The sequence below is a fragment of the Vibrio sp. Of14-4 genome (genome assembly GCF_022347625.1).
GTDB lineage: Bacteria > Pseudomonadota > Gammaproteobacteria > Enterobacterales > Vibrionaceae > Vibrio > Vibrio pristinus.
In genome coordinates, this window is record NZ_JAKRGI010000017.1 from 48,380 (window position 1) to 64,653 (window position 16,274).

The window sequence follows — 16,274 nt, forward strand, 5'->3', positions numbered from 1 at the left end:
GTTACGCTCCATTAATCAAATGAAACGATGATCTTGCAGTGCTGATCGTCCCGATGCAGGCACTCTGGATGCGCTAAGTGGATGGGTTGGTTGAAATGTTCAGAAGCGCCAACAATCAGTCCTTCCGCTAGTTCACACAGCGCTCTGTCAGAATTATAATAAATCACCAACGACCCATCGTCTTGTTCCTCGTATGCGAATGTGGGCAGGTAGGCTTGTGGGTAGAGCCGTTTGACTTCTTTGTGAATGACGCTGTCGATCGCGAGCAGGAAGGTTTTGAGATCAGTGATTTGCGAGATGTCGGCGGGGCAACTATCATAGAGTTTCTTGAATAAGTAGTGGCCAAATGCACGCACCAGTTCCCCTGCGGGCAGGTTGGTTTTCTCGGCTAACACACCAACCATGTTGATCAGCTCACTGTCGGCGTAGTTACCACCTGCCGTGTAGACACCGCCGGATTCTGGTTCGGTCGAGTCGATCAGATCATCGAGCATCTCCATGCCCATTTTTTCGACGATCATATCGGAAAATGCTGTAAAGACGGCTCCTTGCATACCGATCTCCTTCTCTAATGGCTGATGACAGGTCAAACGCCAGCGCCTTGAAGCTCACGCTGCTTCTTTTAGGTATAGCACCAAATGATTAAAAAATCGGGGAAAAATCGTCTATTTTGTTACTAATGTGCGTGTTCAAAACCGTGAAACATTCTCAAACTCCCGCTTTGACCAAACCTAACCGGATTCGAATTTTTCCACCTTTTGTCTACGCTTTAAGTAAGTTGGCTATGAGAAGGGGTAACAACATGAAAAAACTGGCATTGGTTGCGTTAATCGTCGGGCTGCCACTACAGGCTCAGGAAAACGTCCTGACGTTCGGCGTAGTTCCACAACAATCGGCAATCACCCTCGCCAAAAACTGGGCACCGATCTTGCAGCACCTGTCTGAAGAGACTGGCTACAAAATCGTCTTTCGCACCGCCAAGGACATACCAGAGTTTGAGCAACGTGTGCTCAAAGGCGAGTACGACATCGCCTACATGAACCCTTATCACTATACGGTGTTTCATCAAAAACCGGGGTACGAAGCGTTTGCCAAACAAAAAGACAAGCAGATCCGTGGCATCGTCATCATCAAGAGTGACAGTCCCATCCAAGACTTGAAGGATTTGAACGGTGAAACCTTGGTCTTTCCTTCGCCCGCAGCCTTTGCCGCGAGTGTCGTCCCCCGGTCGTCGTTGCAAGCTATGGGGATCACCTTCACGCCGCAATATGTCTCTTCGCACGATTCGGTATACATCAACGTCGCCAAAGATTTCTTCCCAGCAGGGGGGGGAATAGAGCGTACCCTTAACAACACCGATCCAGCGGTACGCAGTCAGCTCAAAGTGTTGTGGCGCACCCCCGGCTACACACCGCATGCATTTGCGACACATCCCGCTTTGCCGCCAGACGTAAGCGCGAAGATCGCCGAGGCGATGTTGGCACTGAATGACGACAGCGAAGGACAAGCGCTGTTAGGGCGGATCAAATTCAAAGGGATCGAGCCGGCGCGGGACAGCGACTGGGACGATGTCCGTGCCCTAAATATCACCTTGCTCGACAAGTATCTAACACCTTAGGTTTGAACCATGTCACTGAGACTGAAAACCATCCTCGGGGTGGCCCTGATTGAAGCTGTTCTGTTGGCTATTTTATTGACGTTGACGCTCAATTACTTGCGCACGACCAACTTTGACGGTTTGGATCAACGCGCTTTTTCCACCTCTGACTTGTTCGCCTCCACGGTCAAAAATGCGGTGCTCTCTTACGATTTGGCGACCGTCGAGTCCTTTACCCAAGAGTTGTTGCACAACGAAGACATAGTCTATGTAGCGGTATTCGGTGAGGGTGGGCAAGTACTGTCAAGTGTCGGTTCGGTACCCAGTGATCACGATCCTTCACGCTTGGATAAGGGCTCGCATCAAGTGACGGATGGTATTTTTGATGTCTCGAGCCCGATCACCGAAGCTGGAATCGAATTTGGCGCGGTGTGGCTTGGCTTTGACATGTCGACTCTTAATGCTGCCATCGATTCGGCCAAGAAATGGAGTACGCTTATCGTGGTCGGCGAAATGACCTTAGTGGCGCTATTCTCCTATGTGCTCGGAGCGTATCTGACTCAACGATTGAGCGAACTGCGACGGGCCGCAGACGACATCGCGGCTGGTGCTCGGGATGTAGACGTTCGCACTGACGGCCGAGACGAGCTAGCCACGGTGTCGCGTGCCTTTAGTAACATGGTCGCCCAGATCAAAGTGTCCGAAGACAAAGCTGAACGCTATCAAAACGAGTTGGCGAAAGCCAACGCGACATTAGAGAGCCGAGTGCAAAGGCGCACGCAAGCGCTGACCGAGGCCAATCGTCAGTTGACGGCCACGAATGAGCAACTCAAAAATACCCAAGAGAAACTGGTCGAGTCGGAGAAACTGGCTTCGATTGGTACCATGGCTGCTGGGGTGGCGCATGAAATCAACAACCCCATGGGGGCTGTGAGCAGTAACCTTCAAATGTGCCAGACCTACCTAGGTACTTACCAAACATGGATTGAGCGCAGTGAAGCGTTGCGCGATGGCAGCGATGCTCAAGCCAATCAAGACCTAGAGCAATGGAAACAAGCACAGTACGTAGAGTGTCTAGAGGAAGACTTTCGTGACAGCCTGAACGATGCGCTGGTGAGCGTGGATCGGGTCCGGGCGATCGTCACGGCGTTGCAACGTTACGCCACCCAGCTTCACCAAGAAAAAGGCAGTCGAGAGCCCATTTTGCTCAAACAGTTAGTGACTCACTGCCTGGAAACGCTGGCGCCGCCGGAGACGTTGAGCATTACTGTGAGCACGTCGCTCACTGACTTACCCCCATGGCGCGTGCACCCAGACGACTTTCGACAGTTATTTACTGAACTGCTGAGGAACGCCATTCAAGCGTGCGAGCGCAAGCCTAACCCAGAGGAAGGCCAGATCTCCATAGCCGCCCAACAAGACGGCCAACGTTGGGTGATCCACGTGGTTGATAACGGGGTGGGTATTGAAGCGGCGGATCTCAAGCGGGTGTACGACCCCTTCTTTACCACCTTGCCAGTTGGCCAAGGAATGGGGCTGGGATTGACCTTTGCATATAATATCGTGCGTCATCATGATGGAGTGATGCGCGTACAAAACCGCGATGTCGGCGGTGTGGTTGTCACGCTGGCCTTCCCCCTTTCGCTCTCAGATCAGGCGATCAACGAAACTGCAGATAGTGCGTGATTTGCGTATTAATATCTTTTAATTGCAGTTGAAGGTCGGCCGCCATGGTGGTGATGGCCCCGTTGCACACCGCGCCATCCTTACACGCCGTTTCTAGGGCGAGCGCCTCTTCGGCCACTCGCTCAGCACCGACAAACTGGCTGGCCGCCTTCAGTGAATGCACCGTGCGATAAAATCTGGCGTTGACCACTTCCCCTAGAGCCGGAACGGGCATTGCTAAATATTGATTGGTCAACCCCTGATATGCGGTGAGCAATTCTTCAATGCCCTCCTCTCCCACTAACCCGGCAATGGTATCTGGGGAAAAACCGTAGGTAGGTTTTGTCATATTTACCCCTCTTTCTAACGGATCAGACGTACACGGCAATAGGCACTTCGACGGACGCTTCAATTTGTTTCAGTTTATTGAGTAACGCCTCGTTGATCTCTTGTCCCGCAGACAGCATCATCTGGCCGTTCGGGTGATACACGTCCTGCTTAAGCACGGCGCCAATTTTAAGTTCATCAAGGCCGACACATAAGTCGACGTCGGCGTCTTCCACTTCGGTCTTGAGCACTTCCAAGAAATGGCGAACCACCTCAGGATCGTACAGCGTGCCCGCTTGTTGCTCTATAAAGGCCCTCGCACTGCTCGGCTTGAGACGGGCGGAGTTGTGCAGATTAGAAACAAAAAAGTCGTAATTTTTGATCACGCGTAAAATACGGGCACCGACGGGGATGGCATCCCCGGCAAGATGATCAGGGTGGCCAGTCCCGTCAAAGTTTTCGTCCTGATGACGAATGATATCTACCAACGGTTTAAAGCGCTTAATTTGACCAATGATAGTGGCGCCGACTTCCGCGTTTGCCGGAGGAGCTAGGCGGATCTGCGCCCCCTCTCCTTGGGTCGTCAGTACTTCGGGCGCGGGGTTATCACCTATCAAGCCAATTTCATGCAGCAGGGCACTCAAGTAACAATGGGTCACCTGGTTTTCGGGCAGTGCCATATGTGCCGCGACCAACTTAGTGTATTCGGCGACCCGCTCACTTTGGTGGTGTGGCTGGCCAGTGGCGTGTTGAATAATGGCGGACAGAGCGGCGAGGATGTCTTTAAACGTTCGAGTCCGACTGGTCAGCAGCACGCTCATCTTCTTATTAGAATCTTGCAATGCGGCAGTGCGCTGTTTGACTTTGTCTTCTAGGGCGTCATTCCAGTCACTCAGTTGAGCGTTCTTTTGTTGCAGTTCATCAGTCAGCGCCTGCTTTTGGCGGCGCAATTCGAACAGTTCAGAGGCTTTAGACAGCATCAGTTTCAAGCCTTCGTTGTCCCAAGGTTTGGCAATGTAGGTGTGGATCCCCCCTTCATTGACCGCTCGAATGGTCGACTCCATGTCGCTGTACCCCGTTAAGAGAAACCGAATGGAGTTAGGACGGATCGCGCGGGCTTTAGTGAGAAATTCCGCGCCGTCCATCTCAGGCATGCGCATGTCAGAGATGATGATCGACACGTCATGCTCTTCCAGATGCGCCAAGGCGTCATGACCGTTGTTGAACGACACCACTTGATAATCAAAACGCAACACACGCGTCAAGGACTTGAGAATGTCGGGTTCGTCGTCCAAGAGCAAAAGGTGCAACTTTTCTGAGGGGGAACTGACGTCAGCATCATTCATAATTCGGCTCCTGTCACACGGTTGTCTAAAAAATACAAAAATTCGTCTAGGGGCAGTGGCGGACTGACCAGATACCCTTGAATGCGAGTGCAGCCTTTGCGCTTAAGGTACTTGGCCTGACGGCGCTTCTCGACCCATTCTGCGACCACCTCCATTTTGAGTGATTTGGCGCTGTTGGTGATCGAGGACAAAATGACCTCATCGGATAAATTGTTGCCCAGAGCACGAACGAAGCGGCCGTCAATTTTTACCGCATCGAACGGCAGTTCGCACAGGGATTCAAAACCTGAGTACCCGGTACCAAAATCGTCCATAGCAATCGTGATTCCCAGATCATGTAACTGATGAAACTGCGTGAGGGCCCGCGGGTAGTCGAAGATCTGATCACTTTCCACTACTTCGAGTTCGATATCGCTAAGGACCACCGCAGGGTGGGGCTCAAGCTCATGCAGTAAGCGCTGGGCATACCCTGTGATCAGTTGCTTGGCCGTGACATTAACACTCACCGTCAACGTCCCCGGTGCGCCTTTGCGTTTCAACATGGCCACGGCATGACGCAGCATGACGGCGGTCAGCATGTCGTCGAGGTCATACTTATGGATCAAATGCAAAAAATCCGCTGGGCTTTGATAGGAATTGTCAGGCAGTCGGCGTCGAACCAAGGCTTCACAGTGAGTAATATCACCAGTCTCGAGTGCCAATTGGGGTTGGAAAAACGCCTCGACTTTGCCCTGATCCAAATCTTGGATTAGGGTGCTTAATTCGGTGTACTCCTCTGCGATAGCCCGATTGCCCTCTTGCACCAGCCAGTAGACGTGAGCATTGATGGGTAAAGCGTTGGCTTTACTCGACGACATCTGTTGCTTATTCCAACCATCCCATTGTTTGGCCTCGCTAACGTAACAGCGCATGTCAACCGCTTGTGGGTGCGCTGAACAGATCGCCTTAATGCGCTGACTAAGGGTGTCAATCGTTCGATGGCCTTCGGCCGAGTATTCGGTGAGCGTGACAAACTTGTCATCAGCTCGATACCAGATCTGATCCGTACTGCGCTGGATCGCGATGGCCATCTGCTGGATCAGGGTGTTGCCAGAGGCTTTACCATGCGTGTTGTTGTAGGCGTCCAACTCGGCAATGTCGACAATAACCAACAGCCAAGGCCGGCCATTCTCCGTGTGCTCAGGCAGCAACGCCAAACGTCGGTCAAGCTCTCGGCGAGTCGCCATTTGAGTTCGCCGATCTCGAACGGGATCATGGTCATGCAACGTGGTGGTGATGGCTGAGACCAGTTTATTGGCGTCCCAAGGTTTATCCACGTACTGATTGAGTACGCCAGCGTTGATGGCCGCCGTCACCCCACTCAGATCAGCTTGGCCTGACAACATGATCGCGGGGACTTCTGGGTGTCGTTGCTTAACTTCCAGCAGCAGTTCGGTGCCGGTCATCATAGGCATACGGTAATCGGTGATGATCAAATCGATGTGGTGGGCGTCGAGGACCTCGAGCGCCTGGGCCGCGTTTTCCGCAGTGTGTACGGCGGCGACTTTAAAGCGCAACTCTCGTCGTAGCGCATTTCGGATGCTCATTTCATCATCCACTATGAGAATCTCAGCAAAATCCATGACAACCCTTCTTGTCGACTGTGTTAACTGATCGGATCGGCCGCGTCCGCCGTGGTTTTGTGTACAGGTAGAGTTAGCGTAAAGATGGTCCCCTCACCCACTTCGCTATCCACTTCGATGGTTCCCCCGTGTGCATTGACGATCCCATATGACACAGAGAGGCCCAGTCCTGTGCCATCGCCGACGGGTTTGGTCGTAAAAAACGGTTCGAAGATCGCCGACAGGTTTTCTTTAGGGATACCAGCGCCGTTGTCTTCGATCTGAATTTGCACCAGGTCGTTCGCGAGTGGTTGCACCCGCACTCGGATCACCCCTTTTTCTTGAATGGCGTGACTGGCGTTAACCAACAGATTGAGAAACACCTGGTTAAGTTGCATAGGTTGGCAGTAGACACTTGGCACGTCGTCAGCGTATTCGCGCTCGACGGTGGCGGTGTATTTGATTTCGTTATTGATGATGCGCAGAGTGGAGTCTAATCCTTGTCTGAGATCACTATAAAGCCATTCAGAGTCGTCGGCGTGGGAGAATTCTTTCAGGTTCTTAACAATCGCCATCACTCGGGAAGAACCCTCCAGCGACTCGGCGATCAGATCGGTGACGTCCTCCAGCACATACGTCAGTTGAGACTGTTCCATCAACTGCCGTTTTTGCTCGATCAGCGGTGCGTCACCCGACCCGTCGATCGCTTTCTCCAGTGTACTCACGACGTCAGAGATCTTGCGAAAGTAGTCGTCCAACGTCTGAATGTTGGAGGTAATAAAGCCGAGAGGGTTATTGATTTCATGAGCGATGCCCGCCGACAGTTGACCAATCGATGCCATTTTCTCCGACTGCAGCAGTTGGCTTTGGGCATTTTTAAGGTGGGCTAACGCGTCTTTGAGTTCTTTTTGTTCACGATGCAGGCGGCGAGACAGGCTCTTTAGTTCGGTTTGTTGACAGGCTTGAGTAGTGAGATCGTAAACACAGATGCACACGTGGTCCAGAGCACCGTCTTGGCCATGGATAGGGATAAACTCCAGATCTTGGAACATTTCCTCTTCGTGTCCAGATACTTGGCGAGAAGACTGGAACGGCAGAACGTGGGGGGCTTGTTCCCAAGACGAAAAGCTTGGCGATTCAATGACAAACGCCGTGTCGATTTTGCGTTTCAGTAACGCGGCGCCATCTGAGAAGACCGACAAAACGTTTTGCCCCAGTAGCGCGTCTTTGGCGAGGCCTGCCCGTGACTGGAAGTACGCGTTGGCCATCACGATGGTGTAGTCTTTACGAACGATGCACATAGCCACCGACAGTTGGTTGAGTAAATCTGAGAGCGCCAGTTTTGCTTTCATATCTCCCCCTTGCTATAACCACTCATCCAATCGGTTTACGATGACATTAAACCCACCTTCGGCGAAACAAATGATGGTCTTGGTTTCAAAACTTGCAGACTCGATCAAGAAAGAAACATGCAAAATTATCGCTTGTTGCCATTTATTGCTTGGAATGGGTTGGCGCGCCGGTGAATACATAACCGGTGGTTGAGTCCGCGTACCCAGCTCAATTTGCTCACACAACCCTCTCAAGCTCGCGCCAGACAGGATGTTCGACACCTCGAGCAAACTATCGTGAAGCGTTTGGCTATCGATCACTTGGTCATCGTCCAGTGCCAACAAATCACTGGCAATGGTGTGGCCGCCTTGTTTAGTCAGTTGGGTAATGACTTCGCCGGTCATTTGGCCGAAAAACGGTTGTCTAGTGTAGTAATTGGCTTTGACATCACCGAACATTTCCATCAACTGACCCGGCGAAGCGATGTCAATGCTGGGAATAGTCAAAGTCACTGGATGATTGAGCAAAGTGGCCAGTTTACAGGCCGCCTGACCCATCGAAATGTTGAGCAACTCTTTGAGCGAGTCTTCATGGTCGGCACTTAAGGTCGGATTCATATTATGCCCACCTTATGCAGCAGTTCTTTCAACATCGACGCGTCTAGTGGCTTTTTAAGAAACGACACTGCGCCCAGTTCCATGACTTTTTGCTGAGACGTAGGCTGAATGTCAGCGCTGATCACAAACACGAAGTTCCGAGCGGCCTGTTTTTTTAGCTCAGACAAAACTTCAAAGCCGTCCATGATGGGCATGGTCAGATCCAAAAACATGACGTCGGCTTTGCCCTCATGGAATTTTTCAAGGGCTTCTACCCCATTGGTGGCTTCATAAACGTTGTCGTGCAGCTCTGGTGGCAAGGCACGCATCACAGCTTTCCGTGACATTTTAGAATCATCAACAATGGTGATTGAAATGGATGACATAGGCTCCTCCTACTCTTCCGGTGATTGCAACAGGGCCGGCAACACGGCCAATGGCTCAGGCAGGGAGTCCATCCATTCATTCAACATCCCGGCATTCTGCGCTTGCATATAGTCGTGGCAAAAGTGCATCAGTTGACCCATTTCCCACTGATGAGGTTCAGATACGTCGAACGTCTGGCCGAGTGTCAGAATCGCTTCAGCCACGGGCGAATGGTAGCCCCACAGGATCAGCACGTAGGCACTGATTACGTCGGTGTCTCGATAGCCCACTTGCAAATCAAGCGGATTGTCGCTATCCAGCGCTTGCGTGTGGCCCATCTCCATAAGGATCAATTCCCCAATCGCAGACAATAAACACACTAGATAGACGTTGTCTTGCTCTTCCACAGACCAATGTAATCGCTGGGCAAGAGCCCCAGCAAGGTTAGCGAGCGTTTGATGGTGTGTCACGACCGCCCCATGCTCTTCATCACTAAGTTGGCGAAAAGCATTGCGGCTCATCATGGTCATCGCAATGCCGGACACCACCTTCATGCCCAAACGACACACTGCGGTGCTCAACGAGTTGGTGTGGCTTTCGAACCCCAAATACACGGAATTCGCGGCTTTGATCACCTGGCCCACCAAGGGAGGCTCATTGGCAACGATATGGACAAATTCAGCACTGCCACATTGTTCGTCGTCCATACACCGTTCCAGTTGTCGAACGATGCTGGGCAGCACTGGCAAGTTCTCGATACCGGCTAACTTTTGTCGACAGCGGGTGGAGAACGGTAAAGTCCTGAGCCTCTCAGCACAAGTGAGAATTTGCTCAAAGTCTTTTTCGGAGAAAGGTTTAGGTAATATAAAATGGGTCCAGTTATTGGTTAACGCTTCAATCTCGACCGTGGTGTCGCCGGTGATCAAGGCTCGGATGCTGTTGGGAAAATGTTGGCTGACTTGCGCGAGAAGCTCGTCTCCCTTTAGCTCAGGCATGATGAGATCGCTCAACACCAAATCGGGGGATATGGCCTGTGCGTCAGTCAGATCGCGCCACGTCGCCGGATCTTGGATCAAGGTGATGGACCAGTCGGGTTTCAAACGCCTCAGCAAACGACTGGCGGCTTTCAGCATGAATTCATCATCATCGATATAGATAACCTGAAAACTGCTCTTTGCCATACACCCTCGCTTATCATTCTTCCTAAGATTCTGGTGATGCCCATCACGACTTCATAGCAAACTCAGTCGCTTAACTAAAGCATAGACAAAAAATTAGGCTTTGCTGGTAATCGCTCAAAAAGTGTGAAAAAAATGCGGATAGCGAGGGCGAATCCGGCCTCAATCGGTCCCGACAGAGGTTGTTTTTTTGACTTTCAAACCGCCAAGAGTTTAATGTCCATAACGGCAAGTTAATCAATGACGAAACAAAGCTGTCATCAGATACTCCTTCGGTTAGGTCTCATGACATAAGCAATTAATAATGCTAGATAGGTTATCTGTGTGTAAGAACATAAAACATTACCTCCGAATAACTATAGCTCTTGTGCCTTTCCTCTCATAACAAACTGCTCATTCGACTTATCTATTACCTCCCAACTCAGCCGTTAAGCTTATAAAACCAGCTAACATTGCGCAGAATTTAAACAAAAATCCCCCCCAAAAAGCTAAAGTTAAATTTTACGAAAAATAAAGAAACAAAATAAAACCTTAAAAAACAATTGATTACAGATAAAAAATCAAAAAAACAAAATGAAATTTTACTCTTGATACTTTTTCTGCGTGATTCCGTGCAATTCCTTTCCGTTTTTAGAGCATAAACCCTAATCTGGTTATCACTTCACCACAGTGTGAAACAAAAATCGATAACAACATAACAACAAAATTCGCTACTTGTTAGCTTTAGATACTTAGGAAAACCATTATGCAAAACAAAACAGTAAAACTTTTCACTTTGGGTGCATTGGCAGCAGCAACGACATTTGGTGCTCACGCAGAAAATACCTATGACTACTTTGTCGGTTTTGATGCGGGTACGCATTTAAGTGGTAAAGACACAGAAAAAAACAGTGACGGTTATAATGAGTCTTTTGACACAGAGTCTTCCGTAATTATGGGACTAAGTGGCGGTGCCATTATTAATGATCACCATAGAGTAAAGCTAGGACTTGCCTATGATGGACTGGACTTTGGTAAAAAATTTTCTAATGGCTACCACCATGTGGTGAACCGCACGGACCTAACCGCCAGCTATGACTATATGTTACCTATCGCTAACAAGCTTAACTGGACTCTCGGCGCACATATGGGTTACGAATTCTTTGAAAGCGAAAGTGGTCATGATGTAATGGATGGCTTTATCTATGGTGTGCAAACTGGTCTAGATTACAGACTAACTAAAAACTGGAGTCTAGGTACTGAAATCATGTATACAGCCCATCATGAGGAAGAATTCAAATATGGTGAGTTGGAAGCTTCTTCACAGCTTAAAGACGACGTCAAGCTATTGGCTAACATTCAATACCACTTCTAATTTGTATTAATTGAGCCTAAACACTGTCTTTACACTCCCAGCTTGTGCTGGGAGTTTTTTGTTTGGATATCAATATTCCACTTCAAACAAATATTGCCACACTCCCAACTGTTTTTCACTGCACAATTTAAACCCTGAAAAAGCTCACAGCATTTTTTGCCCCCCCTCAGAGAGCCATTATGATGTTCAGCTCTTTGCCTAATACTCACCATAACCACTTTTGACGCTTAATAATAAGCTGGCGATAACACTCATGTAACGATTCACCACCATGTTAAAAAGAGAGTGTTGCGAAAATCCGGCTAAAAGCCACACTGTAAATAACGAAGAAGTGATTAGCAGAAGGGTGAGATGAGAATACCACTTTCATTGGCTTTACTTTGTGGAGTCATGGGGCTTTGGCCAGCTTATGCTCAGGAAGAAATTGTTCACATTGTCATTGGGGAAAGTTACCGAGACCAAAATAAAAAAACGCACTATGGTATGACAGCAGAAGAGGTGATTAATGCGATTTATTCAGGGGCTGGAATAAAATATCAAATCACGTATATGCCCGATGAACGAGCAATACAATCTGTTTTAACAGGGCAATTTGATGCACTGGATTTAAGAATTAGCAAACTTGGAGAAGATCATAGTCAGGTACTTGTTAAAGTCGATGTCCCTCTAGAAGAGTTCGGTGTCTATGCGTTCTCTGTGGGTGAACAATCCTATTTAAGCTTAAACGAACTTAAAGATAAGAATGTTGTGTCTATGTTTGGTAGTCGTTATGTGGAAAACATAAAACATTATCATCACCTAAAATTAGTCTACCGTGATGAACAAGCGGCCTTAATGCTAATGGCAGGGAGAGTGGATGTGTGGTTAGCCCCTATGCAGTCGTACTACGCCATAAAAGACAAATTCCCGGTAATCAAGGTAGTAAGTCCGCCACTGACTAAAGATTATTTATACCATTACCTTCACATATCCAACTCTTATCTACTCGATGCGCTTGAAGCTTCGGCAAGTGAGTTTATGGAAAGCGTTGCGAGAAAACCGGATGGTTAGAACACATCTTAGCTGTACCATTCATTTTGTAATTCAGCATGACCTTAGATAAGCACTTCTTTACCGTCTATCTAATGGCTCAGCACCACAAGACCACTGGATCTGCGCAAAATTCAAATCATCAGCACACCAAAAAACCTAAATTCAACCCCTTTCAAAATACACACTAAAAATTAAAACCCTCAAAATCAACCACATAAAATAGCACAAAACAAAAAAAGGTAAATAAATGTGCTTGATGTTTTTTCTGCGCGATTCCGCGTAATTCCTTTCTGTTTTTAGGCTCAAGGCTCTAACTTAGTCACCACTTTCACCGCAGCGTGAAACAAAAATTGATAACAAGATTGATATTGATAACACCATCGATACCGACATAACAACAGAGTTAGCTACTTATTAGCTTTAGATACTTAGGAAAACCATTATGCAAAACAAAACAGTAAAACTTTTCGCTTTAGGCGCATTGGCAGCAGCAACCACATTTGGTGCAAGTGCAGAAAACACTTATGACTACTTTGTCGGTTTTGATGCGGGTACGCATGTAAGTGGCAAATATCACGTAGAAAACTCTGGGTTAGATTACGGTGATTCATATTCATATAATGATTCTGTAGATACTGATCCTTCTTTCATTGCTGGTATCAGTGGCGGTGCGATTATTAACGACCATCATAGAATAAAGCTCAACCTTGCTTATGATGCACTGGATCTTGACGGGTCTAATCATACAGTAGATCGCACGGACCTATCTGCAAGCTATGACTATATGCTACCTATCGCAAACAAGTTAAACTGGACTGTGGGCGCACATATGGGTTACGAATTTTTCCAAAGCAAATATGGTTGGGATGAACTGGATGGCTTTACTTATGGTGTGCAAACTGGTCTAGACTACAGACTGACTAAAAACTGGAGTATTGGTACTGAAATCGCGTACACAGTACATGACGAAACTACAGATGGAACTACGTATGCCAATGGAGACTGGGAAAACTACAAAGCACAAATCGAAGACGATGTAACCGTTATGGCTAACGTTCAGTACCACTTCTAATTGAACCTAGACACTGTCTTTACACTACTCCCGGCTTTTGCTGGGAGTTTTTTATCTCAACACAGAATCACGGCTGCGAGTTAGCATCACTGAACTCCTTGGCCCCTCGAGCATGACGATATCTTCATCCTGATAAACCAGCACATTACTAGATTTACCCGATAAGAAAAGTGAGGTATAACTGACCGCATGGTAACCATCGACCACTTTTGACGTTTGAATAGGGTCGGTTGAATAGGAAAGCTCAAACACCCCATCCTTAGATTGTGTTACCTCACCATTGACCGCAAATAATGCCACACCTTCAAGCCCATCTCCTTCTACGGAAATGGTCGATTCAATACGCTCACGATCAAGGTTGACCTCCAGTCTCTCTCTCCACTGACCATTGGTGGTAGAATATCCATGAATACGTGCCACATAACGCCCTTCAATCAGTAGTTGCTGACTACTAAAATACAAAGAGCTGGCATAAACAAGCAGTGAGGCAATAAAAACCCCCACCCAGACTTTAAGGCTTTTCATTAGTTAACTCCCTAACTAATTGAGGAAACATAGCCTCTTCCACTAGGTAGGTTTCGCTTCTGCGAGACGCCTTGTTATGTACCGAGATATGGTAGCGCCCCGTATCTTTGTTGCGACCAAAGAAAAAAAGACAGTCACATTTGGATGACTGTATCGCTTCTAATACTGGTTCAGGGATCTCAGTTCCATGCTTGCGAAGCACTTTCTTGCCATCAAGATTAACTATTTCGTAATTAGGATTAAGATAAGAAACTAGACGAGTGTTGGTCACCTTAGTAAATTCAAGTGCGGATGCGCTAAGCAAGGCTGCACTGGCTAAACCAAGCACTAATTTGGCCCATGTCGTGGGTTGCCATTTGTTATTTTTAGGCTGAGGATGTGACTTACTCTCTGCTTCTACCACACGTTCAGCACAATTACACGAGAGCATATAGCCGACACCCACCACAGTTTTTAACTCAACAGAGTTGGAAATAGCAATCACCAAGCGGATCTTCTGAATCGATTTTTGCAAGGAAGAGTCCGTCACTATGGTGTCAGGCCAACCTGCCGACTTAAGCGCTTCTTTTCCCAATACCTGATTGGCATTGTCTAACAATGCTTTCAGTAATAAACATTCGTTGTAGTTAAGAGAACGACTGTGGTGTGTGGTGCTCACCGTCATTTTTTCTACGTCAAATATCAAGTCATCACATGTATACTGGCTAGTCACGTCTATCCTTGTTTCTATGCAAACATGGTCTCAAGTTACCCTCCCACAAAGCACTTCTACGTCCATCTTGGTCAATCTGAACTGCTGATTATGGGTCGCCTATCATAAAGAGACAGGTAAATTATCTAAACTCAAGACCCTATATATGACAGTAAAATAACATTGCTTAAAGCTTAGCGCAGGTTAATATAAATAAACTTATCAAAAAGTAAAAAACCGTGTTACCTGCACACGGTTTTTTCCATTTCTGTTGCAATTGCCATTAGGCGTATTTTTCAGCTGCTTTTGACGGTTTTGCTGGTAAGGGTTTGTCACGTTTTTTCACGCTATCTAAGGGAACAACTTCTTCCGTTTTGATATTCTTTGAGCTACCTAAGAACACACCGCCTTTTTCAATCGTAAACTCAGTGGCAGACACTTCTCCTTCTAGGTAGCCATGCTCAAGTATTTGTAAACTTTTAGAGTACACTTTACCCACAAAGCGGCCGTTAACAATTAAACAATCACAACGAATTGCGCCTTCTATCGAGCCAGACGTACTTATGGTCACACTCTTGTCTGTCTCTATATTGCCTTTAACCTGACCATCTATCTGGATGTGACAAGTAAGTTTGAGTTTTCCTTCGATAAAGGTGCCTTCTGCGATGACAGTCTGAGAGCCGTTGCCATTTGATTCTCTATTCTGTTTACTAAGTAATCCCATTGTACATCCTCATTTGATTCAAACATTGCATCAAAGTTATTGATTTTCCACTTGGTAAATGGCAAAGGATCTAAAGAGCGCCCAACCAAACGAATCTCATAGTGAAGGTGATAGCCCGTTGATAAGCCAGAATTTCCCGTTAGACCAAGCAATTGCCCCTTTTTTACATAATCGCCACGCTTGACCTTAAAGGTACTTAAATGCGAATACGAAGAGGTAAAACCGAAAGAGTGAGCGACACGCAGAAAGTTACCCGAGCCTTTGTTACTCTTTCTGACCACTTCAATTACGCCATCCGCAGGCGCATAAATTGGCGTACCGACATTGACCGCATAGTCAATACCGTGATGCATTGCTTTTTTCTTGGATACAGGGTGAAGGCGATATCCATAATGCGATGAAAGATAGCCTGTTTTAACTGGCGGCCCATTGGGTATCAATTGCATCATTTGGTGGCGAACTGCAGTGGTCAGCGCGGCACTGTCTACTCTGTCTCTAAGGTTGAAAGAGTCATCAGATAAGGCTAGCGCAGATTCAATCTCGCTCAGTTTGTCGGCGACATAGCTCAGGTCTTGCTGCTTTAATTGCAAATTAATCTCAAGCTCATCTTGAGATGCATAAGAGCGACTAAGTGCATTTTCCAAAGATTGCGTCTTATGAATCAAGCGTGTTTTCTCTTGGTTTGATTCAGATACATCGTCTACAAGTAGCGAAATTGCACTAATCAAGCCCATAATAAGCATCCCCAAAAGTACAAGGCCATACTTAACAGCTGCCACTGTCCGCCGAGAAAAACAGAAAAAGCGCGTTCCTTTTTGACTGGGAACAATGACTGTAAAATGAGTAGGCTGCATAACATCCTCTATCG

Annotated in this window: 17 protein-coding genes; 5 read left to right on the forward strand and 12 right to left on the reverse strand. The window is 47.6% G+C overall.

Translation table 11 applies throughout. The annotated features are described in order from the left end of the window. Positions 1–11 precede the first annotated feature (11 nt). Positions 12–554, reverse strand: a complete 543-nt coding sequence (locus MHN79_RS15780) for a heme NO-binding domain-containing protein (protein WP_239173674.1) — start codon at positions 552–554, stop codon at positions 12–14. Positions 555–802: 248 nt separating this feature from the next. Here MHN79_RS15780 and MHN79_RS15785 point away from each other — a divergent pair, with 248 nt between their 5' ends. Both MHN79_RS15785 and MHN79_RS15790 read left to right on the forward strand, forming a co-directional pair. Then, entirely contained in the window at positions 803–1,618 is an 816-nt protein-coding gene (locus MHN79_RS15785; RefSeq protein ID WP_239173675.1) for a phosphate/phosphite/phosphonate ABC transporter substrate-binding protein, read from the forward strand. Positions 1,619–1,627: 9 nt separating this feature from the next. Continuing rightward, positions 1,628–3,283 carry an ATP-binding protein gene (locus tag MHN79_RS15790; protein WP_239173676.1) on the forward strand — a complete coding sequence of 552 codons (1,656 nt, stop codon included), beginning with the start codon at positions 1,628–1,630 and terminating at the stop codon, positions 3,281–3,283. Here the strand turns inward: MHN79_RS15790 and MHN79_RS15795 are convergent. Genes MHN79_RS15795 through MHN79_RS15825 form a run of 7 tightly spaced genes read right to left on the reverse strand, consistent with a single transcriptional unit; the run spans position 3,258 to position 10,011 of the window. Further along, positions 3,258–3,611, reverse strand: coding sequence for an Hpt domain-containing protein (locus MHN79_RS15795; protein ID WP_239173677.1), 354 nt, complete (start codon positions 3,609–3,611; stop codon positions 3,258–3,260). The two genes, MHN79_RS15790 and MHN79_RS15795, sit on opposite strands and share 26 nt — an antisense overlap. 22 nt (positions 3,612–3,633) lie before the next feature. Then, positions 3,634–4,935 carry an HD domain-containing phosphohydrolase gene (locus tag MHN79_RS15800; RefSeq protein ID WP_239173678.1) on the reverse strand — a complete coding sequence of 434 codons (1,302 nt, stop codon included), beginning with the start codon at positions 4,933–4,935 and terminating at the stop codon, positions 3,634–3,636. Further along, positions 4,932–6,557, reverse strand: coding sequence for an EAL domain-containing protein (locus MHN79_RS15805; protein ID WP_239173679.1), 1,626 nt, complete (start codon positions 6,555–6,557; stop codon positions 4,932–4,934). Before MHN79_RS15805 ends, MHN79_RS15800 begins: the two co-directional genes overlap by 4 nt. A gap of 23 nt (positions 6,558–6,580) precedes the next feature. Then, positions 6,581–7,888, reverse strand: coding sequence for an ATP-binding protein (locus MHN79_RS15810; RefSeq protein ID WP_239173680.1), 1,308 nt, complete (start codon positions 7,886–7,888; stop codon positions 6,581–6,583). Positions 7,889–7,900: 12 nt separating this feature from the next. After that, the gene (locus MHN79_RS15815) at positions 7,901–8,485 is read right to left on the reverse strand and encodes a chemotaxis protein CheC (protein ID WP_239173681.1); all 585 of its coding nucleotides are present in this window, start codon (positions 8,483–8,485) and stop codon (positions 7,901–7,903) included. Continuing rightward, positions 8,482–8,850, reverse strand: a complete 369-nt coding sequence (locus tag MHN79_RS15820; RefSeq protein WP_152429962.1) for a response regulator — start codon at positions 8,848–8,850, stop codon at positions 8,482–8,484. The genes MHN79_RS15815 and MHN79_RS15820 overlap by 4 nt, the downstream gene beginning before the upstream one ends. A 9-nt stretch (positions 8,851–8,859) precedes the next feature. Further along, positions 8,860–10,011, reverse strand: coding sequence for an HDOD domain-containing protein (locus MHN79_RS15825; protein ID WP_239173682.1), 1,152 nt, complete (start codon positions 10,009–10,011; stop codon positions 8,860–8,862). Between the two features lie 742 nt (positions 10,012–10,753). Between MHN79_RS15825 and MHN79_RS15830 the strand changes: the two genes are divergently transcribed. From MHN79_RS15830 to MHN79_RS15840, 3 genes are all read left to right on the forward strand, one after another. Next, the gene (locus MHN79_RS15830) at positions 10,754–11,362 is read left to right on the forward strand and encodes an outer membrane beta-barrel protein (protein ID WP_152429960.1); all 609 of its coding nucleotides are present in this window, start codon (positions 10,754–10,756) and stop codon (positions 11,360–11,362) included. 351 nt (positions 11,363–11,713) lie between these two features. Then, entirely contained in the window at positions 11,714–12,412 is a 699-nt protein-coding gene (locus MHN79_RS15835; protein WP_239173683.1) for a transporter substrate-binding domain-containing protein, read from the forward strand. Between the two features lie 424 nt (positions 12,413–12,836). After that, entirely contained in the window at positions 12,837–13,466 is a 630-nt protein-coding gene (locus MHN79_RS15840) for an outer membrane beta-barrel protein (protein WP_239173684.1), read from the forward strand. Positions 13,467–13,517: 51 nt separating this feature from the next. On the opposite strand, the gene MHN79_RS15845 is transcribed toward MHN79_RS15840, so the two are convergent. The 4 genes from MHN79_RS15845 to MHN79_RS15860 form a co-directional block, all read right to left on the reverse strand. Beyond that, positions 13,518–13,991, reverse strand: a complete 474-nt coding sequence (locus tag MHN79_RS15845) for a hypothetical protein (protein WP_239173685.1) — start codon at positions 13,989–13,991, stop codon at positions 13,518–13,520. After that, positions 13,978–14,703 (reverse strand): helix-turn-helix domain-containing protein, encoded by a 726-nt coding sequence (locus MHN79_RS15850; RefSeq protein WP_239173686.1) that lies wholly within the window; start codon positions 14,701–14,703, stop codon positions 13,978–13,980. Before MHN79_RS15850 ends, MHN79_RS15845 begins: the two co-directional genes overlap by 14 nt. A 262-nt stretch (positions 14,704–14,965) precedes the next feature. Beyond that, a complete protein-coding gene (locus MHN79_RS15855; protein WP_239173687.1) occupies positions 14,966–15,406 on the reverse strand; it encodes a polymer-forming cytoskeletal protein in 441 nt (146 codons plus the stop codon). Further along, positions 15,292–16,260 (reverse strand): M23 family metallopeptidase, encoded by a 969-nt coding sequence (locus tag MHN79_RS15860; protein WP_239173688.1) that lies wholly within the window; start codon positions 16,258–16,260, stop codon positions 15,292–15,294. The genes MHN79_RS15855 and MHN79_RS15860 overlap by 115 nt, the downstream gene beginning before the upstream one ends. Positions 16,261–16,274 lie beyond the last annotated feature (14 nt).